This window comes from uncultured Sulfitobacter sp., assembly GCF_947499945.1.
Lineage (GTDB): Bacteria > Pseudomonadota > Alphaproteobacteria > Rhodobacterales > Rhodobacteraceae > Sulfitobacter.
Genome location: NZ_CANMQD010000001.1, coordinates 609,558 through 636,385, shown reverse-complemented (window position 1 = coordinate 636,385; position 26,828 = coordinate 609,558). Strand labels below are relative to the sequence as shown.

The following is a 26,828-nucleotide window of genomic DNA, read 5'->3' as shown; positions in this document are numbered from 1 at the left end:
GCTATCGCGTTCACGGCGATGTCTTCTCAAGCAGTACGGCGCTACTTGACCAGGATGAGAAAAGATCTGCGCATCCTTGTTGTCGAATCTGATAGTGCCAAAGCAAAAAACATTATCGACGCGCTGTTGGAGGCAGGGTGGAACGATGTGCATGCAATTGCCCAGGTTTCTGGGCTTGAGCAGTCTGTTGCAAAACATGCCCCTGACATAGTGCTGATCGATATAGCCAACCCGGACCGTGACACGCTGGAGCACATAGGTGCGGTCTCCGATGCCAAATCGCGAGCTGTTGCGATGTTTGTTGATCAGACCGACCAGCATCTGACCCAAGCCGCCCTTGCCGCCGGTGTCAGCGCCTATGTTGTTGACGGGTTGCAGATGAATCGCATCAAGTCGGTGATCGAAACCGCGATTGCACGGTTCCAGATGATGCGGCAGATGCAGTCGGAGCTGGATGCTGCCAAACGGGCCCTTGAGGATCGCAAAACCATTGATCGGGCTAAGGGCATCTTGATGCGCAGGCGTTCTATCCCCGAAGACGAAGCCTATAAACTGATGCGCAAGGCCGCGATGGATCAGGGGCGCAAGGTGATTGATGTAGCCCAAGCATTGGTGACCGCATCGGACCTACTGACATGAGTCGCACCGTGTTGAATTGCGGCTATGTGCCGTTGGTGGACTCTGCGCCGCTGATCATCGCACGCGAGCTTGGTTTTGCCGCCGAAGAAGGCTTGGACCTTAATCTTGTCCGGCAACCATCCTGGTCGGCGCTGCGTGACATGCTTGCTTTGGGACATCTGGATGCTGCACAGATGCTGTCACCGATGCCAGTCGCTATGTCGCTCGGGCTTGGTGGATTGCCGGCAAAGATCGACAATCTGATGGGACTGTCGGCCAATGGCACTGTGTTTGGTGTATCTACAAGGCTGGCGGATACTTTGGGAATGTTGCCCTTTGGCGATCCAAATCTGTTGCTTTCCGCATTAATAACGCGTGATCTCCAGCCCTTGCGAGTAGGTGTGCCGTTTCCCTTTTCCATGCATCGCTTGCTTCTGTCCTATTGGATCGCCACGGCTCCTGATCTAAAGGTCGAGATTGTGACCGTCCCACCTCCACGCATGGCGGATGCTGTCGCGGACGGTCACGTGGATGCATTTTGGGTCGGTGAACCTTGGGGCAGTGCGATCGTCGGGCGTGGTGTCGGCAGCATCTTAATGGTGGGGCGGCATGTCTGGGGCTTTGCGCCGGAAAAAGTGCTGGCGGCCCGCCATGACTGGATCGCTGATAACCCTGATACAACGCGGCAATTGATGCGTGCTGTTTACCAATCCGCCCGTTGGCTGGATTTAGAAAAGAACAAACCACTTGCCATCGAAATTCTGGGGCGCAGCGAACACCTTAACCTCTCTCATGAAGTGATCGAACCTGCGGTCACTGGTTTTCTAACGCTTTCGCAGGGCGGTACGCCAAAGAAGATCGACCGGTTCTTGATGTTTCATAATCATGCCGCGTCATTTCCGTGGCGTAGTCAGGCCGCGTGGATTGCGGGGCAACTGGGGGCGGATGCGACGGGCATCGGCCGCGCCAAACAGTGCTTTCGCACTGATCTATACCGCGAGAACCTTGGCCCCATCGGTGCGGACTTGCCCGGCGCGTCGGAAAAAATTGAAGGAACGATCCGCGAGGAGACTGCCGTTGCATCGTCTCGTGGTCAGATGATTCTTGCGCCGGATGCGTTTTTTGACGGCAGAACGTTCGATTTTGTGGCAATTGCTGGTGAATAAATAGGCATTCATCCATTACCATCGCCGTTTTTATGCCGCAGTGCAGAAAGCTGTTGAAGCTGCCGGTAATCTGTTCAATCTTTGTATCAACGTGTCAGACACTGCTGCCTGACTTTATTCTGCCAATGACGGTGGAACACTCCCAAGAGCAAAGCCGCTCGTAAGAAGCATGGATTTTTCCGTGGTGCTTACGTGCGGCTTTTTCTGTTTTTCGGGCTTTGCCCTTCCACACAAAGGACATCACAGATGTTTAGAAATTTCCCATATGCAGTCGTGGCATCCGGCCTTCTGGCAACTGCCGCGTACGCCGAAATGCTGGACCTTGAGAAAGACGAGCTAACCTTCGGCTTTATCAAACTGACCGATATGGCACCTTTGGCCGTCGCATATGAAAACGGCTATTTCGAGGACGAAGGTTTGTTCGTCACGCTGGAAGCACAGGCCAACTGGAAGGTGCTGTTGGACGGTGTCATCGATGGCCAACTTGACGGCGCGCACATGCTGGCAGGTCAGCCGCTTGCCGCCACCATCGGCTACGGTACCAAAGCACATATCATCACGCCCTTTTCGATGGACCTGAACGGCAATGCCATCACGGTTTCCAACGAGATCTGGGATCAGATGAAACCAAATGTGCCTATGATGGACGATGGCCGCCCTCAGCATCCGATCAGCGCCGCCGCCCTCGTCCCTGTTGTGGAAAAGTATAAGGACGAAGGCCTGCCCTTTAACATGGGTATGGTTTTCCCTGTCTCCACGCACAATTACGAGATCCGCTATTGGCTCGCAGCTGGGGGGTTGCAGCCGGGCTATTACTCTCCTGATGATGTGACAGGTACAATTGGGGCGGATGTTTTCCTCTCTGTTACACCGCCGCCGCAGATGCCTGCCACGATGGAAGCCGGCACAATCTATGGCTATGCCGTGGGCGAGCCGTGGAACCAGCAGGCTGTCTTCAAGGGCATCGGCGTGCCGGTCATCACCGACTATGACATGTGGAAGAACAACCCCGAGAAGGTCTTTGGCATCAACAAGGAATTCGCGGATGAGAATCCCAATACTACCATCGCCCTGACCAAAGCACTGATCCGCGCAGCCATCTGGCTGGACGAGAATGACAACGCCAACCGCGAGGAAGCGGTCGAGATGCTATCGCGCTCCGAGTATGTGGGAGCCGACGCCGAAGTGATCGCCAACTCGATGACCGGTTTCTTCGAGTTCGAGAAGGGCGACCGCCGTCCCGCACCAGATTTCAACGTGTTCTTCCGGTATAACGCGACCTATCCGTTCTATTCGGACGCCATCTGGTATCTGACCCAGATGCGCCGTTGGGGGCAAATCGCCGAGCCGAAATCGGATGCATGGTTCATGGAGACGGCCAAGGATGTCTACCGCCCCGATATCTATCTTCAGGCGGCCAAGCTGCTGGTCGATGACGGAATGGCGAACGAGGCCGACTTTCCTTTCGACAGCGACGGTTTCAAAGCGCCAACACCTGCCGAGGATATCATTGACGGTATCGGCTATGACGGGCGCACGCCCAACGCCTACCTCGATAGTCTTCCGATTGGTCTGAAGGGTGAGCAAACAATCGTTGATAGCGAAATCAAGGGCTGAGCCCTGAGCGCCTCGTGGGATCTGCTGCGAGGCGCACTCAACATCTTTGCCAAGATCAAAGGATACCCCACATGTCTGCAACAGACCCCGATACATTCACCACTGCCACCCTGAACAAAGAGGCCAAGCGTGCCCGCCTGTTCACCCGTATCAACAAGGCTGACAACTGGTTTCAGGTTCTTGGTCTGGCATGGCTTACGCCGATCCTGAAAGCGGCGGCGGGGGATAACCCAAAGGCACAGGCTGGCGAGGTCTGGCGTTTGCTGGGGGTGCCCCTATTGGCAATTACGATCTTCCTGCTGGCATGGGGTGCGCTGGCCCCCAAAGTGCAAACATCGCTGGGCGCGGTCCCTGGTCCCGCACAAGTTTGGGAGCAGGCCGTCAGCCTGAACGCCGATGCCATACGCGAGCGTGAAAAAGCGGCAGCATTCTACGAGCGCCAAGATACGCGCAATGCAAAGTTGGTTGCAGACGGCAAGGCGGAGGACGTCAAAGAGCGTGTCTATACAGGCAGACCCACTTATTACGCGCAAATCTGGACCTCTATCGTAACGGTATTCTTCGGCTTTCTGATTGCTTCCATCATCGCCATCCCGCTTGGCATCGCGGCGGGTCTGTCAAAGACGGCAAATGCGGCCCTCAACCCCCTCATCCAGATTTTTAAACCCGTCTCTCCGCTGGCGTGGCTGCCGATCGTAACTATGATCGTCTCTGCGGTTTACGCCAGCAATGACGGGATGTTCTCCAAATCTTTCCTGATCTCCGCCATCACCGTGACGCTCTGTTCGCTTTGGCCCACGCTGATCAACACAGCACTTGGGGTGTCCAGTATCGACAAAGACCTCGTGAGCGTCAGCCGCGTTCTTAAAATGAACACGTGGACAAAAATCACAAAGCTGGTGCTGCCCTCGGCGCTGCCGCTGATCTTCACCGGACTGCGCTTAAGCCTTGGTGTTGGCTGGATGGTGCTGATTGCCGCTGAAATGCTGGCGCAGAACCCCGGTTTAGGCAAATTCGTCTGGGACGAGTTCCAGAACGGATCGTCGCAATCACTGGCCAAGATCATGGTGGCGGTCTTCACCATCGGGATCATCGGCTTCCTGCTGGACCGCGTGATGTACGCGCTGCAGTCCATGTTTACCTTTTCGGCAAACCGGTGACCCCTATGAGCATTCTATCCATCAAAAACGTGAACAAAGGTTTTGGCGTAGGTACCCACCGCGCCGAGATCCTCAAAGACATTAATCTGGAGGTTAAGGAGGGTGAGTTCCTCGCCGTTCTTGGTTTTTCCGGCACGGGAAAATCAACGCTGATGAACCTGATTGCGGGTCTGGAGACGCCCGACAGCGGCAGCCTGACGTTCAAAGGCGCGCCAATCACCGAGCCGGGGCCGGAACGGGGTCTGATTTTCCAAAGCTATTCCTTGATGCCGTGGCTGACAGTCGGCGGCAATGTAGGTCTGGCCGTTGATGCGGTGTACCCCAAGCTGTCAAAGGCAGAGAGCCAGGAAAAGATCGACCACTATGTGTCGATGGTTGGCCTGTCCCACGCCACCAGCCGCCGCCCGTCCGAGTTGTCAGGCGGTATGCGGCAGCGGGTTGCCGTAGCGCGCGCGCTGGCGATGAACCCCGAGATGTTGCTGCTGGACGAGCCGCTGTCGGCATTGGACGCGCTGACACGGGCCAATCTGGCGGATGAAATCCTCGAGATTTGGGAGCGAGACAAAAAGACGTGCATCCTGATTACAAATGATGTGGATGAGGCCATTTTGTTGGCCGACCGCATCGTGCCGCTGAACCCAGATGGCACACTTGCCGACCCAATTGAGGTCAATATCCCGCGCCCGCGTGACCGGATGGCCATGAACAACGACGAGACATTCAAAGCGTTGCGGGCCAGTGTGACCAATTACCTGATGGATGTCGGCATCGAGGCGAAGGTTGAAGAGACCAAGACCTTGCCCAATGTGACCCCGATCCACGCGGTGCCACGTGTGGTGACTGAGGCGCAGAAAAGCCCGATTGAAGAACGTTACCTCAACTTTTCGCAGCTGCACAAAGTATACCCGACGCCCAAAGGACCATTGACGGTGGTTGAGGATTTTGACCTCAAGATCAATAAAGGCGAGTTTATTTCGCTGATAGGGCATTCGGGCTGCGGTAAATCAACCGTGTTGACCATGGCGGCGGGACTTAACCCCATTTCTAAAGGGGCGATCCGGCTGGATGGTTGGAACGTCGAGGGCGCAGACCCCGAACGTGCTGTGGTGTTCCAATCGCCCAACCTGTTTCCGTGGCTGACAGCCAAGGAGAACGTCGCGATCGGGGTGGACAAGGTTTATCCCCGCGCATCTCGGGCAGAGCGGCAGGATGTTATCGAATATTATCTTGAACGCGTTGGTCTGGCCGACAGTATGGACAAGGATGCAGCGTCGCTCTCCAACGGCATGAAGCAACGTGTCGGCATTGCGCGGGCTTTTGCGCTATCGCCCAAATTGTTGTTACTGGATGAGCCCTTTGGCATGCTCGACAGCCTCACCCGCTGGGAGCTGCAAGAGGTCCTGATGGAGGTGTGGTCGCGTACCAAAGTCACCGCCATTTGTGTGACACACGATGTGGACGAGGCGATCTTGCTTGCCGACCGTGTGGTGATGATGACCAACGGGCCGCAAGCGACCATCGGCAAGATCACGGACGTGAAACTGCCGCGCCCTCGCACCCGCAAAGCGCTGCTGGAGCATCCGGATTATTATGCCTACCGCCAAGAGGTTCTCGATTTCCTTGAGGAGTATGAGCATGGCAACACATCCAAGATCGCCTCAACCACCCCCAAAAAACCAATCGCAGCGGAGTGAAGAGATGAAAAAAAAACTGATCATCATTGGGGCGGGCATGGCGACAGGTCGTGCCTTGGAAACCCTGCTGGTAACAGCACCGGACGCCTATGACGTGACCCTGTTCAACGCCGAGCCGCGCGGTAATTATAACCGCATTATGCTGTCGCCCGTACTGGCTGGTGACAAAACCTATGCCGAGATTGAGACGCACGATGCGCAGTGGTACGCCGACAATGGTGTGACTTGCCGCTTTGGCGAAAAGATCGCCAGCATCGATCGCGTGGCCAAGACGGTGACAGCCGCGAACGGCGATGTGCTGGCCTACGACAAGCTGATGTTCGGAACCGGCTCCAATCCTTTCATCATCCCCCTGCCTGGTCATGATCTGGAGGGCGTCATCGCCTACCGCGATCTGGAAGACACCGAACGGATGATGGGGCTTGGACCTGTCAGCAAATGCGTCGTCATTGGCGGTGGTTTGTTGGGACTTGAGGCCGCCGCTGGCATGGCTGCACGCGGCGTCGATGTCACGGTTGTCCATATCATGGGCCACCTGATGGAGCGCCAGTTGGACGAAGCGGCGGGGTACCTTTTGCGCCGCGCACTGGTGGACAAAGGCATTACAATCAAATGTTCCGCCAACTCAAAAGAGATACTGGGTAAAGACGGATATGTCCGCGCATTGTTGCTGGATGATGGCACCGAGTTGCCTTGCGACCTGCTTGTCATGGCCGTCGGCATTCGCCCTAATGTGGCGCTGGCGGCTGAGGCTGGACTGGCCGTCGGGCGCGGCATCCATGTGGATGATCAGATGCTGACCTCTGACGCCGACATTTTGGCTGTGGGTGAATGTGTAGAGCATGACGGCGCGATTTTTGGCCTTGTCGCACCCTTGTATGATCAGGCGCGTGTGGCTGCCAAAACCTTGCTGGGCGAGCATGCGACCTTCGTTCAAAAGGAGCTATCGACCAAGCTGAAAGTGACGGGATGCGATCTGTTCAGTGCTGGTGATTTCGCCGACGGGGATGGTCGCGAAGACATTGTGTTCCGCGATCCCGCACGCGGCGTCTACCGCCGTCTGGTGATCGAGAATGACGTCGTCATCGGCGCGGTCATGTACGGTGACACCGCCGACAGCAACTGGTTCTTTGGCTTGATCCGCGACAAGACCGACATCGCCGAGATGCGCGATACGCTGATCTTTGGCCCCGCATATCAGGGGGGAACCCCCTTGGACCCGCTCGCAGCCGTTGCAGCCTTATCGCGTGATGCGGAAATCTGTGGCTGCAACGGCATTTGCAAAGGCCAGATTGAAGACGCGATTGCAGCGGGCGCTGGTGATCTGGCAGCGATAAAAGCCACCACCAAAGCCTCGGCGTCTTGCGGAACATGTACCGGATTGGTCGAACAGGTCTTGGCCGCCACCTTGGGCGATGATTTCGTCTTGCCTGCTGCCGCATCGATCTGTGCCTGCACCGACATGACCCATGAGGACGTGCGCCGAATGATCAAGTCGCAACGCCTCACCTCCATGCCTGCCGTCTGGCAGGAATGTGGGTGGAAGACATCCTGCGGGTGTCACGTCTGCCGTCCTGCGCTCAACTTTTACCTACTGGCTGATTGGCCACTTGAGTATCAAGATGATCCACAAAGCCGTTTCATTAATGAACGCAAACACGCCAATATTCAAAAGGACGGCACATTCAGCGTCGTGCCGCGCATGTGGGGCGGGATAACCACACCTGACGAGCTGCGAGCGATTGCCGATGCAGCGGATAAATACGCCGTGCCGACGGTCAAGGTTACTGGTGGCCAGCGCATTGATCTGCTGGGGGTGAAAGGTGAGGACTTGCCCGCCATCTGGGCCGATCTGAACGCGGCCGGGATGGTTTCGGGGCACGCTTATTCCAAAGGACTGCGGACGGTGAAGACCTGCGTAGGGACTGATCATTGTCGCTTTGGCACGCAAGACAGCACAGGACTGGGCATCAAACTGGAGAAGACGCTGTGGGGATCGTGGACGCCGCATAAGCTGAAACTCGGTGTATCAGGCTGTCCGCGGAACTGTGCGGAGGCGACCTGTAAGGATATCGGTGTGGTCTGTGTCGACAGTGGTTTTCAGATTTCCATCGGGGGTGCTGCGGGCATGGATGTGCGCGAAACCGAGTTGTTGGTGCAGGTGGCCACGGAAGAGGAAACCATCAACCTTATCAAAGCAATCACACAGTCTTACCGCGAGAACGCGCGGTATCTGGACCGCATTTATAAATGGATGGGCAAGGTGGGAATGGATTGGATCAAGGAGCGCGTGGTTGAGGATTTAGCGGAACGCGCGGCCCTCGTGGAACGGTTCGAGTTGAGCCAGACAATCTATCGCCGCGACCCATGGGCGGATCACGTGCGCGACAAATCACAAAGCTATCGACCCTTGGCAAACTTTTCGTTGGAGGCTGCAGAATGAGTGATTGGATGGACATCGCAGCCTTGGACGACGTGCCACAACGCGGGTCACGGGTAGTAAAAACGCCCGGTGGCTGTGTCGCCGTATTCCGAACCGCCGAAGATGAGGTTTATGCGCTCAACAACAGCTGCCCGCATATGGGTGGTCCTCTGTCAGAGGGCATTGTGCATGGCGCTTCTGTAACCTGCCCGCTGCACAACTGGGTGTTTTCACTTGAGACTGGACAGGCACGGGGGGCGGATATCGGGCGCGTTGATACCTACCCTGCAAAGGTGGAGAACGGGCGTATCTTGCTGGATAAAGCCACTTTGAACCAACGTATCGTCGCATGAGCCTGACGCGAACAACATGCCCCTATTGCGGTGTCGGCTGTGGCGTTTTGGCGGGGGCGGATGGGACGATCAAGGGCGACCCTGACCATCCAGCCAACTTTGGGCGGCTGTGTTCTAAAGGGTCGGCATTGGGAGAGACGATTGATCTGGAGGGGCGGCTATTGCATCCGCAGATCGCAGGCAAGCAGGCCACGTGGGACAGCGCCCTTGATCTGGTCGCTGGGAAATTCAGCGAGGCGGTCCGCGAGCATGGCCCTAATAGCGTTGCCTTCTATGTCTCGGGGCAACTGCTGACAGAGGACTACTATGTCGCCAACAAGCTGATGAAGGGTTTTATCGGATCAGCCAACATCGACACCAATTCACGGCTGTGCATGGCGTCATCTGTGGCGGGCCACAAACGCGCGTTTGGCACCGATACTGTGCCGGGCACCTATGCTGATCTGGACGAGGCGGACCTTATTGTGCTGGTCGGCTCTAACCTCGCGTGGTGTCATCCTGTGCTGTACCAGCGCATCGCGGCGGCCAGGCAGGCGCGGCCAAATATGCGTGTCGTGAACATTGACCCGCGCAGAACGGCGACCTGTGATTTGGCGGATATGCATCTGCGCGTGGTCTCTGACGGTGATGTCGCTCTGTTCAACGGGCTTCTGGCATATCTTGCAGATCACGATCACCTAGATATGGAGTATGTCACTGCGCATGTGGGCGGCTGTAGGGCGGCCTTGGACGCGGCGCGCGCCAGTGATCCGCTGGAGAGCGGTGTCGAAGCCGAAGCGCTTGCGCAGTTCTACCAGATTTGGGCGCGGACGACAAAGGTCGTCACTGTCTATTCGCAAGGGGTAAACCAATCTGCATGTGGCACCGATAAGGTTGGTGCGATCCTGAATTGTCATTTGGCCACGGGACGCATCGGTAAGGCTGGCGCTGGTCCGTTTTCGGTCACTGGACAGCCAAACGCCATGGGCGGTCGCGAGGTTGGCGGCCTTGCCAATATGCTCGCCAATCATCTGGATATCGAGAACGCGGACCACCGTGGAACGGTGCAGAACTTCTGGAACAGTCCGACCATTTGCACGTCAGCAGGTCTTAAGGCAGTTGATCTGTTCGACGCTTGTGCTGCGGGCAAGATCAAAGCGCTGTGGGTCATGTCCACCAACCCCGCGGTCTCCATGCCAGACGCGGACGGCGTTGCGCAGGCTATCAAGAACGTGCCCTTTGTTGCCGTCTCCGATATTATGGCGCGCACGGATACAGGCGATTTGGCCGATGTGCTGCTGCCCGCGGCTGGTTGGGGCGAAAAGGACGGCACAGTCACCAACTCCGAGCGCCGGATCTCGCGCCAGCGTGCATTTTTGCCCGCACTTGCCGGAGCCCGTCCTGATTGGCGTATTATCAGCGACGTGGCTACGCGGATGGGATTTGGGGGTGCTTTTGACTATACATCACCTTCGGAAATATTTGCAGAATATATCGCATTGGACGCATCCGCACGAACCTTTGGACGTGATCTCGACCTGAGCATATTTGCCGATGCGGATTATGCCAATCTGCTTCCAACACAATGGCCGCGCAATGACATGCGGTTCTTTGCTGAAGGGCAGTTCTACCACGCTGATGGAAAAGCGCGGATGCTACCAGTAAATGCCCCAATACCGCGCCGCGCCGGATTGACCTTGAACACGGGCCGTAACCGCGATCAATGGCATACGATGACGCGTACGGGGAAGTCACCAAAGCTGGGCGCGCATTTGGCAGAGCCCTATCTGGAAATACACCACGATGATGCGGCAGACATAGCCGCATCTCATGGTGATCTGATTGAAGTGAAAAACGCGTTTGGCAATACGGTATTGCGGGCGGTGGTTACGGACCGTGTTACAAAGGGCCAGCTTTTTGCCCCCATGCACTGGACCCGCCAGACTGCGCGGAATGCAACGATCAACAGCGTGATTGCCCCCCTTACAGACCCCTATTCTGGCCAGCCAGCGTTAAAAAGTGGCAGCGTTTCCATAAATCTGTACACGGCCAAATGGTACGGTTTTTTGGCCTGCACGAACCGACCCGTCGCAGATACGTCCTATGCAGCAATCGCGCGCACCCGCACTGGCTGGCAGATGGAATTGGCCAATACACAGACGCCTGAGGATTGGATAGTTGAAGCCCGCCGTTTTGCAGGATTGCCCGAAGCGATGGCGTCGATCTACGAGGACAACACAAATGGCACCATTCGTGTTGTCCTGCATGAAAATGATCTGGTGCAGGCGGTCTTCTTTGCGGCGCGCGCGCCTGTGATCTTGTCGCGCGCGGCTGCGGTCTCATCTGTTGGCACCCCTACAGCATCGCTTCACGCGCTTGCAGGGAGAATGGGACAAGACCAGCCCGATCCGGGTATCGTGGTCTGCGCTTGCTTCAATGTCGGGGAGAACACCTTACTGAGGGCGGTTGGTGAAGGCGCGCAGTCTGTTCAGGCCCTTGGAGAGATGACGAGTGCAGGGACGAATTGCGGGTCGTGCAAGCCAGAACTGGCACGCCTTGTTGCGCAGAACCTTATGCCGGTGGCCGCCGAATGACGCTTGCCCCCTTTGTCCGGATTGTAGCCCAAGGCAAGGGCCGCGCCCGCGCCCTCACATTTACCGAGGCCCAAGAGGCGATGACCGAAATACTGGAAGGTCGCGCCGCACCCGAGGCCGTCGGAGGGCTGCTGATGGTGCTTAGATTGCGCGGCGAAGAGGCACAAGAGATAGCTGGTTTTACGGCTGCATTGCGGGGGCATGTGTCCGGAGTACTCCCTGCCGCCGATCTGGATTGGCCAAGCTATGCTGCGGGACGCAGTCGTGGTGCGCCGCTTTATTTGCTGGCAGCACGGCTGGTGGCGCAAGCGGGGGTCCGCATCTCGATGCATGGGCATAACGCGTATCAAAACGCGACGCTTAGGGTCGAAGATATCCGTGCGCTATTGGGGCCGCTGGTCTGGTACGATCCGCTTGCTACGCTGTGTCCCGAGGCGTTTCATCTCCTTGATCTGCGCGCTGATCTTGGTCTGCGGTCTTGTATCAACACGGTTCTGCGCATGTGGAACCCCGCGCGTGCCAATGCCACCGTTCAAGGCGTTTTCCATCCGTCCTATCGCAGCTTGCAGGCTCAAGCTGCGGAAATTTTGGGGCAACAAACCCTGAGCATTATCAAAGGTGGTGGCGGCGAGTTTGAGCGGCATCCGTCCAAAGACACCGTCTGTTTCGGGCTACGCGCAGGTGCGCATATCCAACAGACAGCGCCTGCGATGCTTTCTGAAACCCGCCGCCTGCATGAAATTGATGCAGCCGTTGACGCCCACAAGCTTTGGCAGGGTCAAACGCGCGACGCTTTCGCCCAAGCGACAGTTACCGGGACGGCAGCACTCGCCCTTTGGACTGTCGATCCAACCACAACAATTGCGCAGGCCGAGGTCAAAGCACAAGACCTGTGGGCCAATCGCGACGCATACGAAGGACTCCCTGCATGAAGACGTTTCCCATGTTCTTTCAAATGACCGACCGGAAGGTCGTGATTGTCGGCGGAGGTGAGCAAGCGGCGCAGAAAACCCGCCTGATGCTCAAAACGGACGCGCATATCGTCGTGATCAGTGATGTTCTTGACGACGAGCTTGCGGGATTGGCGGCCTTAGGCCGCATCACGCAGCAGGGTGGTGAGATACGGACACGCGATTTTGCCGACACAACGCTGGTTTTCATTGCGACGGGATGCCCCGGTGCGGACAGCGCAATTTACGCTGTGGCCAAAGCCGCTGGAGCCACTGTGAATGTGGTCGACCAGCCGAGCCTGTGCGATGTCATCACACCCTCGATTGTGGACCGTGATCCGGTGGTTGTCGCCATCGGCACCGAAGGCACTGCCCCAGTTCTGGCGCGCCAGATCAAGACCCAAGTTGAGCAAATGTTGGAGCCAAACCTGGGTGATTTGGCAGCGCTGGCAGGGCGTTTGCGCGCCAGTGCTGCGGCACGCCTTAGCCCGCGATTGCGGCGTGATCTGTGGCGTTGGGTGTTTGGGGATGCGCCGCGCCGCAGCCATGCACGCGGTGCCGCAAGAGAAGCCGCCCAGATGATCAAACAGGCGATTGAAACCGGCGATTTTGGTCACGATACGGGGGGCAGTGTCGCATTGGTCGGTGCGGGCCCTGGCGCGAAAGACCTGATCACCCTGCGCGGTGTGCAACGACTTCAGGAAGCGGATGTCATCTATTATGACAGGTTGGTTGATCCTGAAATTCTGGAACTTGCCCGTAGGGATGCAATGCGCGTTTATGTTGGCAAACGACCCGGATGCCACAGTTGGCCGCAGGAAAAAATTACTCAGACAATGGTTGCGGCGGCAAAGAATGGTGCGCGTGTCGTTCGTTTGAAATCTGGTGATCCTGCGATTTTTGCCCGCAGCTTAGAGGAAATGGAGGCACTGCGTGACGCCGCCATACCCTTTGAGATAGTGCCGGGTGTGACAGCGGCCTGCGGTGCCGCAGCGGCTGCTTCACAGACGTTGACTGAACGCGATGCGATCGACACCCTGATCCTGACCACGGGTCATCTTTCCGGTGGATACGGCGTAACTGATGCGGTTAAGGATCTGTCCCCGGGCAGCTGTATCGCTCTGTATATGGCGGTGGGTGCGGCGGAGAATGTCAGCGCGCATTTGTCTGCGAAACCCGGAGCGGCTGATATCTGTGTTACGATTGTCGCAAATGCACAATCTGAAGCACAGGTAATCGCGACATGCGAAATCCAATCTTTGTCGGCAACTCTTGCACACCACGGGATCAAAAACACGGCCACGATCATTCTAAAATGGCGCAGGAAAGAAGGGCATAACCAGCAGGTTTCAATGCCGGAAATTTCGGAGCCGTATGAAACCTCTGTTTCGTTACACTCTCTATTTGACGAGCGTACCTCTGCTTAAAGATTGGTCGAAGCGCGCAGTCTTTTTAAAGGACTGCCTCCAAAGCAAACGAGTTCTCGTGAATATCGGCAAGTACGGCAATTCTTATGTTGATATTTTCACATTTCCTGACAATCAGCTTTGCTCAAAAAAAAACCGGCATTATTAACCCAGATTTTCTTCTCAGGTCTCATCATTCTCTGCTTCAAAAACTTCCAGCGCCGCGTTCAGTGCGTTGATCGCTGATGGGAAGCCGCCATAGAGCGCCATCTGCCAGATAACTTCTGCGATTTCTTCCTGTGATAATCCGGCTTTGCGACCACCCGCAATATTAACCATCAACTGCGGTCTTGTGTGCCCACCCAATGCAGTCAAAGCAGCGATGGTTGCCAGATACCGGTCACGCAGGGGCAACCCAGGCCGAGCATACTGGCGACCATATGCAAAGTCGACGACCCCCTCGGCCATACCGGGCAGCAAGTGGCCATAGCGCGCATTGAGCGCATCCTCCATCCCTGGGTTCAAACGTTCGGAAAGGTCTCTGCCTGTTTGTGTTGTATTCTTTGTCATAGGGTTTCCTGTTTTGAGAGTTTCCATTTGCCAGCGATTAAGACTCCGTCATTTTATATTCTGGAACATCCCGGAACTGACGCACGAGGAAATCAATAAACGCACGTGTTTTGGGAACGAGGTTGCGCTTGTCGGCAAACATGATGGCGATGTCGGTACTTGGTGGCGCGTATTCCGGCAAGACATGGACCAACTCACCAGACTGGAATTTTTGGTCTGCCAAGTAGCAAGGCAGCCGCGCAATACCAATCCCGGCAAGCGCTGCGCGATATACAACGTCAGTACTGTTTCCCTCAAAACTTCCCTTTGCCTCAAAAACTTGGTCATTGAATGGCTCGGGGTTGTTCCAAGAGTTCCGCTCGCTATTTCCAGCAATCCTAAGGCAATTATGCTCGCTCAGTTCTTCAAAACTTTGGGGGGTTCTGCACCGCTCCAAATAGGCAGGTGACGCACACAACACCCGTCGGCTTTGCATAATGCGACGGACCATGACGTCAGGAATTTTACGCTGTTCGGCGAAACATATGGTCGCGTCAAAGCCTTCGCTCTGCAAATCGACAACACGATCTGTGAGCTCCAATGAGACTTGAACGTCGGGATTTTCCTCTAGAAATGCAGGCAAAACTGGGATCAACTGAGACTTACCAAACGCAACACTTGATGCGATTTTGAGCATCCCACGCGGGATACCGTCCAAGTTCAGGATTAGCGCTTCGGCCTCCCTGAACTTTTCCGCCATGGCTTTGCACTTTTCGTAGAATTCTTGACCTTCCTGTGTCGGTGTCACGCCCGTCCTGGTCCGATTAAGCAAACGGTAGTGAACCTGATCCTCAAGCAGACCAATTTGTTTGCTGACCGCAGAGGGCGTCTGTCCGATGTTGCGTGCCGCAGCCGAAATGCTGCCGCGTTCGACAACAGTCGCAAAGGTCAACATCTGCGCAGAAATATCCATTTTACATCACTTCCCTGTGCCACTCTGGAACAGGCCCTTTGCCAAATAGCCCAATTGTGAGCGCTACCAAATACTCGTACCTCTGCAGTGCAGCATGAATACTGCATCGCAGCAATAGACGAGGTAATCACATGGCAGTTACACGATCAAATTCTGGGCTAGATGTCGTTTTGGATGCTGGCCGCTCAATCTTTCATCAAAAGCTTGATCAGATCCGACAGTCTCTGGCCAAGCGTAAGGTCTATCGCGCCACGTTTTCAGAACTCGCGGCGCTCACGGATCGTGATCTAAGAGATCTGGGCATTCCGCGCAGCAACATCAAGAGATTTGCTTTGGAGGCAGCATATGGCCTTTAATTCAGATATGATTGGGTCGGATACCCGTCACGCAGCCGCCGCTTCGACCTCTTTGTCAAAGATGGCGCATGGCTTTGTTTCGATACTGGCGCGGATTGGTGTCAAAGCGCATTCCGCACTGAAGTCCCTTCAAATGGCCCGGATGTTGTCCACTCTCGCGAACATGAGCGACCATCAGCTTGCCCAGATCGGCATCCAGCGCTCCGACATACCCAAGTATGCAGAAACACTGATGGCTGAGGAATAAAGGACAGGCCGATCGGTCTGAGAAATACACGAAAAGTGCTGGTTCTCACTCCTCCCAGAGTAAGCCAGCACGAGCAGCGGCGGCAACAAAACCAACAGGGAGCGCCAATGCACAGGGCCAGCATCTTCACCTCCTCCCGAAGATGCTGGCCCGAACTTTCGGGCAAACAGGAGGCTCAAGCAATGCGTCTCAACAGACATCCTCAGGATATGCTGGTCAGTCGTCTTTATGCGGCCAATCAAGGCAATATTTGCGATCATTTTCTACGTCTCGATATCCGATCTCGTCGCGCGCGGTTTTGTGGAGCGGTCAGCGACGATGGAATCTTAGAATACGCACAGAACATCTTTCGTGATGACAGCATCGTCTGCGGCGCTTTCGTCGATGGTCAGTTGCGGGGAATTGTTGAATTGCGCAGCGTCTTTCGTTCTTGGAGCTCAACGACGGAAGCTGCGCTCTCTGTCGAACCTGACTGGCAGAATATCGGGATAGGAGATGCGTTGTTTGTACGTATGTTTGCAATGGCCCAGAACCGGGGCGTCAGGACCATTCAGATGATGTGCCTGAAAGAAAACAACCGCATGCGACACTTGGCGTCAAAGCACCATGCGCTGCTGCGCAATGATCAGGATGCGATTGAAGCTGTCCTCCATCCCTACTGGCCGACACCGGCGTCCGTGCTGAAAGAGGTCATCGGAGAGACCAAGGGCCATGTTCATAGGCTATTTGAGTGAAGCAGCCGTTCGAGAGAGCTGCAGCGAAGTCAAACTCTGTCCCGCGTTGCGGAGCTTGGAGACTAAGGTAAGGGAAGGCCGGTTTGGGGAGGTTTTTTGACGGGCTTATGAGGGGGTTGAGATTGGCTTATTGAAATCCATTTGTGTGGCGTAGAGTTGTGTGTGCGGCGAGATGGATTAGATTGTCGGTCACGCGATACTTGTTTTGGCATCGCAAACGAACCCGCTGCGGCGTGGGGTTTGCACTTTTGCGGCATGTTTGTTAGGGCAGCGTCAACGTGCGTTTGCACATTTTTGACTTCCAGACATTGAGACAGGATGCCCCATGGTGCGCACAGCATTTCGTAGTTTTACCCAAGCGTTGACCCCTAAAGGTATGACGGATTTGCGATGGATGGGGGAGGACGGGTTTTCGGTCTCGCGCTTGCGGATCGAGTTGCTTTCCGGCCTGACGGTGGCCTTGGCGCTGGTGCCCGAGGCGGTGGCCTTTGCTTTTGTGGCGGGGGTGCATCCGCTGGTAGGGCTTTATGCTGCGTTTTTAGTCGGGCTGATTACGGCGCTGATCGGGGGCCGTCCGGGCATGATCTCGGGGGCGACGGGGGCGTTGGCGGTTGTGATGGTCGCGCTCGTGGCGCAGCACGGGGTTGAGTATCTGTTTGCGACTGTTGTCTTGATGGGTTTCTTGCAGATTTTTGCAGGGGTGATGCAGTGGGGGAAATTTATCCGACTGGTGCCGCATCCTGTGATGTTGGGCTTTGTGAACGGCCTCGCGATTGTTATTTTTCTGGCGCAGATGGGGCAGTTCAAAGTTCCGGGTACGATGGTTGATACAGGCCACGGCATGTCCGGTGGTGAGTGGCTGTCGGGGATGCCGCTTTATCTGATGCTGGCGTTGGTGGCGGCAACGATGGCGATTATCTGGGTGATGCCGCGCATTACCAAGGCGATCCCTGCGCCCTTGGCCGGTATCGGGATTGTCGCGGCGGTGGTGATTTTCACGGGTATGGATGTGCCACGTGTGGGTGATCTGGCGTCGATCCAAGGCGGTTTGCCGAGCTTTCACAATCCGTTCGGTGAGGGGCTTGGTCTGTACGGGACAGCCCTTGCGCCGTTTAACATGGAAACGCTGTATATCATCGCACCCTATGCTGTGATCTTGGCTGCGATTGGTTTGATCGAGAGCTTGCTGACGCTGAATCTTGTGGGGGATATGACCAACACGCGGGGCGGTGCGTCACAGGAATGTGTGGCTCAAGGTGTGGCCAATACTGTGACCGGCTTCTTTGGCGGTATGGGCGGTTGTGCGATGATTGGTCAGTCGATGATCAACGTGAAGTCCGGTGGTCGTACGCGGGTGGCGGGGATCGCTGCGGCGATTTGTTTGCTGCTGTTTATCGTGGTGGCGGCACCGTTGATCGAGTTGATCCCGCTGGCGGCCCTCGTGGGTGTGATGTTCATGGTGGTGATCGGGACGTTCGCGTGGAACAGCCTAACGATCCTGACTAAAGTACCGAAAACGGATGTGTTTGTGATCCTGCTGGTGACGGTTGTGACGGTCTACAAAGACCTTGCCGTTGCAGTGGTTGTCGGTGTGATCGTGAGTGCGCTGGCCTATGCGTGGAACAACGCGCGGCGTATCCATGCCAAGACGTATACAACGCCCGAGGGTGCCAAGGTGTATCAGGTGCAGGGTCCGCTGTTCTTTGGCTCTGCTGCGGGCTTTGTGGAGTTGTTCGATATTCACAATGACCCCGGCATGGTGATTGTGGATTTCAACGACAGCCGTGTGGTGGACCAGTCCGCCTTGCAGGCGATTGAAGCGATTGCGGGGAAATACGAGGATGCGGGCAAGCGGATCGAGCTGCGACATCTGACGCGCGATTGCCATGCGCTGCTCACCAAAGCGGGGCACTTGATGATCGACAGCGATGACGACCCTGATTACCAGATCGCGGTGGATTACCGTGTGCGCACAGGCGTTCTGGGCGGGCACTAAACCTCGCGGCGTGGCAGGGATGCTGCGCCGTCGCGATTTCTACGCAGGGTTGCCTCATTTCTGGCTAAGGGGTTTGGCACACTTCGGGTGAAACCGAAGGATGCGACCCCATGACGACACCCCAAGAGCGCCGATTGATCATTGAGCAGGCCGAGGAAACGCTCGGCTCTGTGTTGCCTGATGATGCGCGCGCACGCCTGATTGAGACGGGCGCTTTTGAGATCAAGATGCCTGAGGGAAACCCGTTTAAGTTGGTCTTGTCTGACAAGGCGCGTGGGGGTGCGCTGTTTGACGATGAGTGGGGGAACCTGCTCACCGAGATGAACGGCTGGGGTGATCCCGCAGAGTACTGGCACTTTGATGGAGGGGCGTTCATTGTGGCAGAAAACGGGTGTGGAGATTCTTATCTGCTCGCACCCGATGCCGAGGGCGTGGCGCGTCAGCTGGTCTTTGCGGATCATGAAATCGGGGTTTGGTCTGCAATTTTGCCGGATATCGAGCGGCCTTGGATAAAGCCTGTTTTTGTAGAGCCTGAGAAAGAGAAGTGGGACGATCGCGATGGCGATGGCATCTTGCTGTGGAAGGTCGAGCAGGAGGATGAGGTTGCTCCGCCGCCGATCCCCGTTGCGACTGCGCCTTCTGCCTATCCCGCGCTTGTCTTTGCTTTGTGTGCGGCGGGCACGGTGACTGTGGTGTCGATGTTTATCGGTGTCTTTCTGGCCTACCGCTGGCGCCAGACTGAGCCTCAGAGCACGGTACATTACACTCGCCAGATCGCGTTTTTCTGGCGGGCGATGATTGGCTGGGGGGTGGCGTTTGGGCTGTTGGCGATCTCGGTCGCGCTGGCAAAAAGCGGGAGCGGGGCGGAAGGGGTTGTTGTGTTCAAGGCTGCTGTGTTGATCGCGTTCTTTGCGCAACTTGCGTTTACGATTATGTGCCTTCTCCAGTCTTTCCGCTTGTCGTGGGGCTATGTGGCGGGACGTTCTGTCGCCTGAACGGGATTTGCCTCTTTGCTGTTATGTCATGCGGCGGCTGAGGAAGTTGAAGCCAAGGGTGACGGCCACAACCATGGCGGCGACATAGATTTCCTCGGTGGGGCGATCTGCGCCTGTGCCGCTGATTACGTAGATCCAGATATAGTAGAGCGCTGCTGAGATAAGGGAGAGGGCGAACAGGGTCCGTGCGGCGGGGGACCCGCCAAACAGCAGCGCCGACCCGATCAGTCCAGCGGCAGAGGCGGCGGCGAAGGCAAGCCAGATGACGAGCGGTGTCGCGTCGATGGCCGCACCATGGGCCGTTGTGATCTTGCCTGCATCCACTGCGGCGGCGGTGTCAGTCGAGAAACCTAACCAGAACTGGAACAGACCAAAAGCATACCAGACAACGCCAATGCTCGCGGCGGCTTTGATCCATGTCGGGGCGGGGTGTGCGTGTGTTGCGGTGTTCATTTTGGTATCCTTTTTTCTGGTCCTTAGGGACGGTTACTTGAGCGGCCAGTTCGAGATGTGCTGGCTTTTCTTGGCCAAGAGACCAAAGACGGGTGACAGCAGGCCGACCATGCGCCCCGTGAAAGCGGGGCGGCCCGTTTCGCACAGCGCCTTGAGGTTGGAGCCGATGAACCCTTGGGCGGAGGCCATTTCCTTGAAGAGTTTGCCGCCCTCGATGGCGTTTTCGATGGTGAGGGAAAATTCCGTACCGCCGTCTTTTTCGACAAGGGTGTAGGTCACTTTGCACGGTGGCTCGTCGATGTTGGTCATCTGGAAGGTATGGGAATAGAGACGGGGTGGATCGAAAGCGATGACTTCGCCCACGACCATGGCGAGTTTCTTGTTCGGGTGGACCATGCGGTATTTTGCGCCTGCTTTCAGGCCATCGGTGGTTTGGCAGATGGAACCGAAGAAGAAGGGCAGCGCCTTGTCCGTGGCGACAAGCGTTGACCAGACCGTCTCAATCGGGGCCTTGATGAAGGTGCGGTTGATGTTTGCTTTTGCATATACGGGGTCAGTCATCGTCGTCTCTTTCTTGTAGTTTGGGCACTGCCGCTTCGGCGGCGTGTTTGATGATGTTCACGCGGTCGGCCCAGTGGGCGGAATAGGTGTCGGTCCAACGCTCGTGGATGTCCTGAATGGGCATGGCGTTGAGGTAGAGTTTGCGGGTGCGACCTTCTTTTTCGCAGATCACAAGCCCTGCTTTTTCCAGCACCGCGAGGTGGTTCATCACCGCGATCCTGCTCACGTCGAAATGGCTGGCCAGTTTGCCCACGGGCAGGCCCGGATCTGCGCGCAGGTGGTCGAGCATTTCGCGGCGTGTTGTATGGGCAAGCGCGTGAAAAACCGCGTCCATCGAATCATTTGTAGTCATGTAATTACATTATTACATATTTGAGATGAGTCAACGTTCAAAAACTGCAAGGGAATGAGGGGTTTGGAGTTTCAACCAGACGGAGGGGAGGGTTTTTACGGCTGATTCTGCCGAGGCGTCATCAGGGAGCGAGCCACCTGCCTGCAAAGCCATCGGCGCGGGAATAGCCTGCGCGGCGGTGCTGTTCGCCCAAGTGTACAAGGTCAAGCGCTGTGACGGTGCAAGCCAGCACAGCAAAGCGGCTGCGCTCGGCGGGTTTCTCAAAGGCGTAGACGTGGTCGATCGGTGTGCCGGGATCGGGGAGGGTGCCGTAGGATACGCGCGATCCTGCAGGGATTTGGTTCCATTGGGACTGCACCGCGTCGCCTGTCAGGATTTCGACCTGTGCGGTGACGCGGATTTGCAGGTCTGAGCGGGGGATCCAGACATGTAGGGCAGCGACGGGGGTGTGGCGCAAGGCGGTAACTTTGTCTGTGACGATGTCGGTGTGGACTTCAAGCGTGCCAGCACTGGGGGACGCGCCGCGCAGGGCGACTGTGCGGGATTGGGGTGTGCCATCAGGCCCCACAGTGGCGAAAGTGGGATAGCGTGCGGGGGCGCGGCGGTCGGCCACTCCGCGCGACAGGTGCTGCCACGCTTGTGCAAGGAAGGCCGCCAGATCGTTGGGATCGCTCATGTTTTATCCTTTTGGGAGGCAGGATCAATCATCGGGGCGGATGATCTCGAAAACTTCGCGCACGGCGGTATAATCACGATAGCCCATGCGGCTGAGCGGGGTGTATTGCGTCACGTCAAAGCGGCCATCTACAATGCAATCATCGCGCAGGTGGATGCCGATGACTTCTCCGAAGCAGACAAAATTGCTCTGGCCTTCGATCTGGATGATCTGGGTCATGCGGCACTCAAGCGATGCGGGGGCGTCTGCGACGCGTGGGCAGTCGATCTCTGTGCATTCAGCTTTTGCGATGCCAGCTTGTGTGAACTCGTCTGTGCCGTGGGGCAGGGTGGCGGAAGATTTGTTCATGGCGTCCGCGGCGCTGAGTTGCACGATGTTGACGCAGAAGACGCCTGTTTCCTTGATGTTGGCCATGGAGTCCTTGGTGCCGTCCACGTCGTCTTTGACACCTGTGGAAGCGAACATCACTTGGGGGGGGACATATGCAACGCCGTTGAAGAAGGAATAGGGGGCAATGTTATCGCGCCCTTGCCCGTCGCGCGTGCTGATCCAGCCGATGGGGCGGGGGGTGACTATGGCGTTGAACGGGTTGTGAGGCAGGTCGTGGCCGTCTGCGGGGCGGTAGAACATATGCGGGCTCGCTTTTGTTGTGATTGAACATAGAGCTAGCGCCGTGATAGGCCGCTGACCAGATAGAAATTCCCTAAAGGACTGCTGCCCGTGTACGAGCTTGCCGCTGAGACAGCTGATGACCACTGGGAGGTTGAGGCGCTGTATGACACATGCTTTGCCCCGGGGCGCACGGCGTTGTCGTCCTACCGCTTGCGCGAGGGGGTGCCGCCAGTTGCGGGCCTGAGCCATGTGGCGCGGGATGATTTGGGGATTTTGGGCGGGGCGATCCGGTTCTGGCCTGTGACAGTGGGTGGGCATGACGTGCTGCTGCTGGGGCCTGTGGCGGTGCATCCGACGCGTCAGGGTGAGGGCCTTGGCGGTTTGCTGATCCAAACCTCGATGGAGCATGCGGGCCCGCAGGGGTGGGAGCGTGTGATGCTGGTCGGCGACGCACCCTATTATGGGCGGTACGGGTTTTCGATGTTGCACGGTGTGATCATGCCGCCGCCGACCAACCCCGAGCGGGTATTGGGGCGTGCATTGGTTGAGGGTGCGTGGGACGGTGTGACGGGTGAGGTTATGCGCGCGCGTTGAAAAACGCAGCCTGTCCGCCCACATGTAACTGCAGAGGAGAACCCGATGAGTGATATGAAACTACCTGTCGCGATAGATGTGGAAATTGAGCTGGAGCGCATTGCGCGGCGGTATAATGCTGCGGGTGGGGTCGGGATCAATGTCCTCAATGTTATTGGCGGGCAGGCGGAGAACCTTCTGGACCGATTGCCCGTATCTGTGTGCAAGCAGTTGGAGGGGGCGACTGTTCGCGCGCTCGATCACGCGATGTCGGCGGCGCATAAGAGCCGTGGTAAAGTGCCTGATCAGGCGGCGTGGTTGAACTCTGCCGTGTCGATGGGCCTTGGGGCTGCGGGGGGTGCGGGTGGATTGCCTACGGCGTTGGCGGAGCTGCCTGTGACGACAACGCTGCTGCTGCGGGTGATTGAGGGTGTGGCGGTCGAGCACGGGTTTGATCCAGAGCTTGAGTCGGTGCGGTTTGATTGTGTGCAAGTTTTCTCTGCGGCGGGGCCGTTGGCGGAGGATGACGGGTCTGACCTTGCCTTTCTAACAGCGCGGTTGGCGTTGTCGGGCAAGGCGGTTCAGGCGATTATTCACAAAGTGGCACCACGGTTGGCGGTAGTGTTGGGGCAGAAGCTGGCGGCGCAAGCGGTGCCTGTTTTGGGGGCTGTTGCAGGGGCAGCGACGAATTACGCCTATACCAGTTATTATCACGATATGGCGCATGTGCATTTTGGTCTGCGCAAGCTGGCGATCGAGGCGGATGTTGCGCCTGAGGAGTTGAACAAGCGGCTGGCGGCGAAGATGTTGCTGTTGACGAAGGCCTGAGTGCTGGCTCTTGTCAGGTGAGCAGGCTTGGGTCAGACTGAGGTCAACCAGAGGAGTATGCTATGATCCGTTTTGCCGTTGTTGTTGCGTGTGTGTGCAGCTTTGCGCTGCCCGTGTCTGCCGAAGTGCGGTTTGGCAACAACGTGCGGATTGGTGGCAATGATGTGTCGAACCAGACCTTCACCAAGCAAAAGCGGGGCAAGTTTATCATCCACGAGACGCAGCCGAAGAATGTGGGCTGTGTGTGGCGTAAGAACGGCGATGGATCAAAGACAAAGGTTTGTAATTTCAAACGCAAGAAGACCAAAGACACGCGCTGAGCCATTAGCGTAATGGATTTTGGCGGGCGTTAGCGCAATGAAATTTGCGGGCGTTAGCGCCCGACGCTGGTCGGTGCGATTGTTGTTGATTTGACCACGGCAAAGCACGATGTGCCTACGCGCAGGTCGAGTGCAATAACGGCGCGGCGAGTGATGCGGGCGAGGACGACCTCGCCGCCTATGTCGAGGGTGACTGCGACACCGGGGCCTGTGCCCTCATGAATTCCTGTAATGCTGGCGGCGAGGATGTTGAGCGCACTGATATCTGTGGGCCGCGTGCGGGCGATCATGACGTCTTGCGCTTTGATCCTCAGGCGGAGTTTTGTCCCAACGGATGCGGTAACGGCGGGCAGGACCAGCGTGCCTGCGTGGAGTTTTAGCGTGGTGAGGCCGTCTGTGTCGTGGCTTTGCACGGTTGCTTCGATCACGGAGCCTGCCTCGCGCACGCCGATGAGCGGCACCGCGGCGGGGTCGGACATGACATCGCGCAGGGGACCTTGGGCGGCGATTTTTCCATCTTTGAGCAGAACGAGTGTGTCGGCGAGGCGGGTGATCTCGTCCACGGCGTGGCTGACGTAAAGGATCGGGAGTTTGAGGGGGCCGTCGCGCAGATGCTCAAGGTAGGGGAGGATTTCGTGTTTGCGGGTGGCGTCGAGGCTGGCCAGCGGCTCATCCATCAAGAGCATACGCGGAGCGGAGAGGAGGGCGCGGCCAAGGGCTGTGCGCTGTTTCTCGCCACCCGACAGGGTGTTGGGCGCGCGGGTGAGGAGGGCGTTGAGGCCGAGCAGGTCGATGACGTCATTGCGGGGGATATTGCTGCCCTTGGGGGCGTAGCGCGTGCCGAAATCGAGGTTTTGGGCCACGGTGAGGTGGGGGAAAAGCCGCGCGTCTTGGAACACGGTGCCAAAGCGGCGTTTGTGCGGGGCCGTGTGGAGGTTGCGGGTGGTGTCCATGAGGGTCTCGCCGCCGACTTCGAGATGGCCCTCATCTGGGCGCAGCAGGCCCGCGACGGCGTTGATGATCGTGCTTTTGCCAGCACCAGAGCGGCCAAAGAGGGCGGTGATGCCGCTGCCTGCCTCAAGATCGAGATCAAGAGTGAAGTCGGAGAAGTGGTGTTTGAGGCGGAGTTTCATGGGGCACCTGCGATGCGGAGTGCAACGCGCCGCGCCAGCCATTCGGAGAGGAAGACGGCGCCGAGGGCGACTGTACAAGAAAGAAGCGCCATTGCGGCGGCTTTGCCCTCACCGCCCGGAATTTGCAGGGCGGTCCATATGGCGATGGGTAGGGTCTGGGTTTGGCCCGGAATGTTAGCGACAAAGGTGATGGTGGCACCGAATTCGCCCATCGCCTTGGCAAAGCCCATGACGGAGCCTGCGAGGATGCCGGGGGCGATGAGGGGCAGGGTGACGCGGGTGAAGACGCTTAGACGCGATGCACCCAATGTTGCGGCGGCGTCTTCGATTTTGGGGTCTACGGCCTCGAATGCGAGGCGCATGGCGCGGACCATCAGCGGAAAGCCCATGACGATGGCCGCGAGGACCGCACCTGTCCACTTGAATGCCAGCGTGAGGCCGATGGTGGCGAGTGCAGCACCTGCGGGGGCGTTGGGGGAGAAAAGAACGAGAAGGACGTAGCCTGTGACCACGGGGGGCAGGACGAGGGGGAGATGCACGAGGGCGTTGAGCAGGGATTTGCCCCAGAATTCCTTTCGGGCCAGTATCCATGCGATCCAGAGCGCCAATGGAACGGCGATGACTGTGGCCCAGACCGCAACCCAAAGCGAGAGGCGCAGGGCGTCCCATGCAACTGCGTCCAGCGTCATGGGGTGAGGCCATATTTGGTGAAGACTGCGGTTGCCTCAGGTGTCGTGAGGTGGGTGAGAAAGGGGCGGCCCGCCTCGGTGATGGCGGCGGCGGGGTAGCGGATGGGGGCATGGGTGTCGGACGGAATCGTGTAAAGGATTTTCACCCGCGATTCCGCCATGGCGTCAGAGGCATAGACAATGCCAAGGGGGGCGGCCCCTTGGGCCACGAGGGCAAGGGCAGCACGCACGTTGTCCGTCTCGGCGATCTGGGGGAGGATCGCATCCCATGCGCCGATGTGCCAGAGCCATTGGCGGGCGTAGCTGCCTGCGGGGACGCCGTCGCGCTGGCCCATGGCGAGGCGGCCACTGTTCAGGGCTGAGTTAAGCGTTTGCGCAGTTGGATTGGGGATAAGGGCGGCATTGGGGCCGCCGATAAGGACAAGCTGGCCGCCTGCGACCTCTGTGCGGGTTTCCTTCAGAATGAGGTCTTGGTCTGCCATCCAGTCGGCCCAGTCGCGGTGGGCGAGGATGACCACATCGGCGGGCGCACCTGCGGCGATCTGGCGGGCGAGGGTGCCTGAGCCTGCGAAGGAGAGCGTAACTTCGGCGGGGTACTCCGCTATAATCTCGGTCAGGGCATCGCGCAGCGAGGCAGCAGCGAAGACCGTCACGTTTTGCGCCTGCGCAGGCAGGGTAAGGATCGCGAAAAGAAGGGCAATGAGGGTACGCATATGCGGGTGACTATCCGCCAAGCGGGGGGCTGCTGCAAGGGGGGCCGGAGCATCATCGGGTCCCATCTGGTGCTCACGGGGAAAACCCTCTATGACAGGGGCTTGAGCG

28 protein-coding genes are annotated in these 26,828 nt (G+C 57.5%); 18 read left to right on the top strand and 10 right to left on the bottom strand.

Going from position 1 to position 26,828, the window contains the following annotated elements; translation table 11 throughout:
• Positions 1–54 precede the first annotated feature (54 nt).
• The 10 genes from Q0775_RS02970 (at position 55) to cysG (ending at position 13,980) form a co-directional block, all read left to right on the top strand.
• Entirely contained in the window at positions 55–639 is a 585-nt protein-coding gene (locus Q0775_RS02970; protein WP_298857837.1) for an ANTAR domain-containing protein, read from the top strand.
• Entirely contained in the window at positions 636–1,784 is a 1,149-nt protein-coding gene (locus Q0775_RS02965) for an ABC transporter substrate-binding protein (protein WP_298857836.1), read from the top strand. The genes Q0775_RS02970 and Q0775_RS02965 overlap by 4 nt, the downstream gene beginning before the upstream one ends.
• 246 nt (positions 1,785–2,030) lie before the next feature.
• Positions 2,031–3,401, top strand: coding sequence for a CmpA/NrtA family ABC transporter substrate-binding protein (locus tag Q0775_RS02960; RefSeq protein WP_298857835.1), 1,371 nt, complete (start codon positions 2,031–2,033; stop codon positions 3,399–3,401).
• A gap of 71 nt (positions 3,402–3,472) precedes the next feature.
• Positions 3,473–4,561: an ABC transporter permease gene (locus Q0775_RS02955; RefSeq protein WP_298857834.1), complete on the top strand. Its 1,089-nt coding sequence runs from the start codon at positions 3,473–3,475 to the stop codon at positions 4,559–4,561.
• Between the two features lie 5 nt (positions 4,562–4,566).
• Positions 4,567–6,255: an ABC transporter ATP-binding protein gene (locus tag Q0775_RS02950; RefSeq protein ID WP_298857833.1), complete on the top strand. Its 1,689-nt coding sequence runs from the start codon at positions 4,567–4,569 to the stop codon at positions 6,253–6,255.
• 4 nt (positions 6,256–6,259) lie between these two features.
• Entirely contained in the window at positions 6,260–8,698 is a 2,439-nt protein-coding gene (gene nirB / locus Q0775_RS02945; RefSeq protein WP_298857832.1) for a nitrite reductase large subunit NirB, read from the top strand.
• On the top strand, positions 8,695–9,030 hold the full coding sequence (gene nirD / locus Q0775_RS02940; RefSeq protein WP_298857831.1) for a nitrite reductase small subunit NirD: 336 nt from the start codon (positions 8,695–8,697) through the stop codon (positions 9,028–9,030). Before nirB ends, nirD begins: the two co-directional genes overlap by 4 nt.
• A complete protein-coding gene (locus tag Q0775_RS02935) occupies positions 9,027–11,603 on the top strand; it encodes a nitrate reductase (protein ID WP_298857830.1) in 2,577 nt (858 codons plus the stop codon). The genes nirD and Q0775_RS02935 overlap by 4 nt, the downstream gene beginning before the upstream one ends.
• Complete coding sequence (locus Q0775_RS02930) at positions 11,600–12,535, top strand: glycosyl transferase family 3 (RefSeq protein ID WP_298857829.1); 936 nt, start codon at positions 11,600–11,602, stop codon at positions 12,533–12,535. Before Q0775_RS02935 ends, Q0775_RS02930 begins: the two co-directional genes overlap by 4 nt.
• Positions 12,532–13,980 (top strand): siroheme synthase CysG, encoded by a 1,449-nt coding sequence (gene cysG / locus Q0775_RS02925; protein ID WP_298857828.1) that lies wholly within the window; start codon positions 12,532–12,534, stop codon positions 13,978–13,980. The genes Q0775_RS02930 and cysG overlap by 4 nt, the downstream gene beginning before the upstream one ends.
• 162 nt (positions 13,981–14,142) lie before the next feature.
• Here cysG and Q0775_RS02920 read toward each other — a convergent pair whose 3' ends face one another.
• Positions 14,143–14,529 (bottom strand): carboxymuconolactone decarboxylase family protein, encoded by a 387-nt coding sequence (locus Q0775_RS02920; RefSeq protein WP_298857827.1) that lies wholly within the window; start codon positions 14,527–14,529, stop codon positions 14,143–14,145.
• A gap of 37 nt (positions 14,530–14,566) precedes the next feature.
• Positions 14,567–15,481, bottom strand: coding sequence for a LysR family transcriptional regulator (locus tag Q0775_RS02915; RefSeq protein ID WP_298857826.1), 915 nt, complete (start codon positions 15,479–15,481; stop codon positions 14,567–14,569).
• Positions 15,482–15,612: 131 nt separating this feature from the next.
• On the opposite strand from Q0775_RS02915, the gene Q0775_RS02910 reads away from it, so the two are divergent.
• From Q0775_RS02910 to Q0775_RS02890, 5 genes are all read left to right on the top strand, one after another.
• Entirely contained in the window at positions 15,613–15,837 is a 225-nt protein-coding gene (locus tag Q0775_RS02910; RefSeq protein ID WP_298857825.1) for a DUF1127 domain-containing protein, read from the top strand.
• Positions 15,827–16,084, top strand: a complete 258-nt coding sequence (locus Q0775_RS02905) for a DUF1127 domain-containing protein (RefSeq protein ID WP_298857824.1) — start codon at positions 15,827–15,829, stop codon at positions 16,082–16,084. The genes Q0775_RS02910 and Q0775_RS02905 overlap by 11 nt, the downstream gene beginning before the upstream one ends.
• A gap of 182 nt (positions 16,085–16,266) precedes the next feature.
• The gene (locus tag Q0775_RS02900) at positions 16,267–16,818 is read left to right on the top strand and encodes a GNAT family N-acetyltransferase (protein ID WP_298857823.1); all 552 of its coding nucleotides are present in this window, start codon (positions 16,267–16,269) and stop codon (positions 16,816–16,818) included.
• A 325-nt stretch (positions 16,819–17,143) separates the two neighbouring features.
• Entirely contained in the window at positions 17,144–18,814 is a 1,671-nt protein-coding gene (locus tag Q0775_RS02895; protein WP_298857822.1) for a SulP family inorganic anion transporter, read from the top strand.
• Positions 18,815–18,924: 110 nt separating this feature from the next.
• Positions 18,925–19,809 carry a hypothetical protein gene (locus Q0775_RS02890; RefSeq protein ID WP_298857821.1) on the top strand — a complete coding sequence of 295 codons (885 nt, stop codon included), beginning with the start codon at positions 18,925–18,927 and terminating at the stop codon, positions 19,807–19,809.
• A 21-nt stretch (positions 19,810–19,830) separates the two neighbouring features.
• Here Q0775_RS02890 and Q0775_RS02885 read toward each other — a convergent pair whose 3' ends face one another.
• From Q0775_RS02885 to Q0775_RS02865, 5 genes are all read right to left on the bottom strand, one after another.
• Positions 19,831–20,262 carry a hypothetical protein gene (locus Q0775_RS02885; protein ID WP_298857820.1) on the bottom strand — a complete coding sequence of 144 codons (432 nt, stop codon included), beginning with the start codon at positions 20,260–20,262 and terminating at the stop codon, positions 19,831–19,833.
• Positions 20,263–20,295: 33 nt separating this feature from the next.
• Entirely contained in the window at positions 20,296–20,823 is a 528-nt protein-coding gene (locus Q0775_RS02880) for an SRPBCC domain-containing protein (protein WP_298857819.1), read from the bottom strand.
• Positions 20,816–21,175, bottom strand: a complete 360-nt coding sequence (locus Q0775_RS02875) for a helix-turn-helix transcriptional regulator (RefSeq protein WP_298857818.1) — start codon at positions 21,173–21,175, stop codon at positions 20,816–20,818. Before Q0775_RS02875 ends, Q0775_RS02880 begins: the two co-directional genes overlap by 8 nt.
• Before the next feature lie 121 nt (positions 21,176–21,296).
• Positions 21,297–21,851 carry a pyridoxamine 5'-phosphate oxidase family protein gene (locus Q0775_RS02870; RefSeq protein WP_298857817.1) on the bottom strand — a complete coding sequence of 185 codons (555 nt, stop codon included), beginning with the start codon at positions 21,849–21,851 and terminating at the stop codon, positions 21,297–21,299.
• Between the two features lie 24 nt (positions 21,852–21,875).
• Positions 21,876–22,481, bottom strand: a complete 606-nt coding sequence (locus tag Q0775_RS02865; protein WP_298857816.1) for a flavin reductase family protein — start codon at positions 22,479–22,481, stop codon at positions 21,876–21,878.
• Between the two features lie 90 nt (positions 22,482–22,571).
• Between Q0775_RS02865 and Q0775_RS02860 the strand changes: the two genes are divergently transcribed.
• The 3 genes from Q0775_RS02860 to Q0775_RS02850 all read left to right on the top strand — a co-directional run bounded on the left by Q0775_RS02860 (position 22,572) and on the right by Q0775_RS02850 (position 24,184).
• Positions 22,572–23,057 (top strand): N-acetyltransferase, encoded by a 486-nt coding sequence (locus Q0775_RS02860; RefSeq protein ID WP_298857815.1) that lies wholly within the window; start codon positions 22,572–22,574, stop codon positions 23,055–23,057.
• A 45-nt stretch (positions 23,058–23,102) separates the two neighbouring features.
• On the top strand, positions 23,103–23,864 hold the full coding sequence (locus Q0775_RS02855; protein WP_298857814.1) for an EcsC family protein: 762 nt from the start codon (positions 23,103–23,105) through the stop codon (positions 23,862–23,864).
• 62 nt (positions 23,865–23,926) lie between these two features.
• Positions 23,927–24,184 (top strand): hypothetical protein, encoded by a 258-nt coding sequence (locus Q0775_RS02850; protein ID WP_298857813.1) that lies wholly within the window; start codon positions 23,927–23,929, stop codon positions 24,182–24,184.
• Positions 24,185–24,237: 53 nt separating this feature from the next.
• Here the strand turns inward: Q0775_RS02850 and modC are convergent, their stop codons facing one another.
• The 3 genes from modC to modA are packed head-to-tail and all read right to left on the bottom strand — an operon-like array spanning position 24,238 to position 26,785.
• On the bottom strand, positions 24,238–25,317 hold the full coding sequence (gene modC / locus Q0775_RS02845) for a molybdenum ABC transporter ATP-binding protein (RefSeq protein WP_298857812.1): 1,080 nt from the start codon (positions 25,315–25,317) through the stop codon (positions 24,238–24,240).
• Positions 25,314–26,006 (bottom strand): molybdate ABC transporter permease subunit, encoded by a 693-nt coding sequence (gene modB / locus Q0775_RS02840; protein WP_298857811.1) that lies wholly within the window; start codon positions 26,004–26,006, stop codon positions 25,314–25,316. Before modB ends, modC begins: the two co-directional genes overlap by 4 nt.
• Positions 26,003–26,785, bottom strand: a complete 783-nt coding sequence (modA, locus tag Q0775_RS02835; RefSeq protein WP_298857810.1) for a molybdate ABC transporter substrate-binding protein — start codon at positions 26,783–26,785, stop codon at positions 26,003–26,005. Before modA ends, modB begins: the two co-directional genes overlap by 4 nt.
• Positions 26,786–26,828 lie beyond the last annotated feature (43 nt).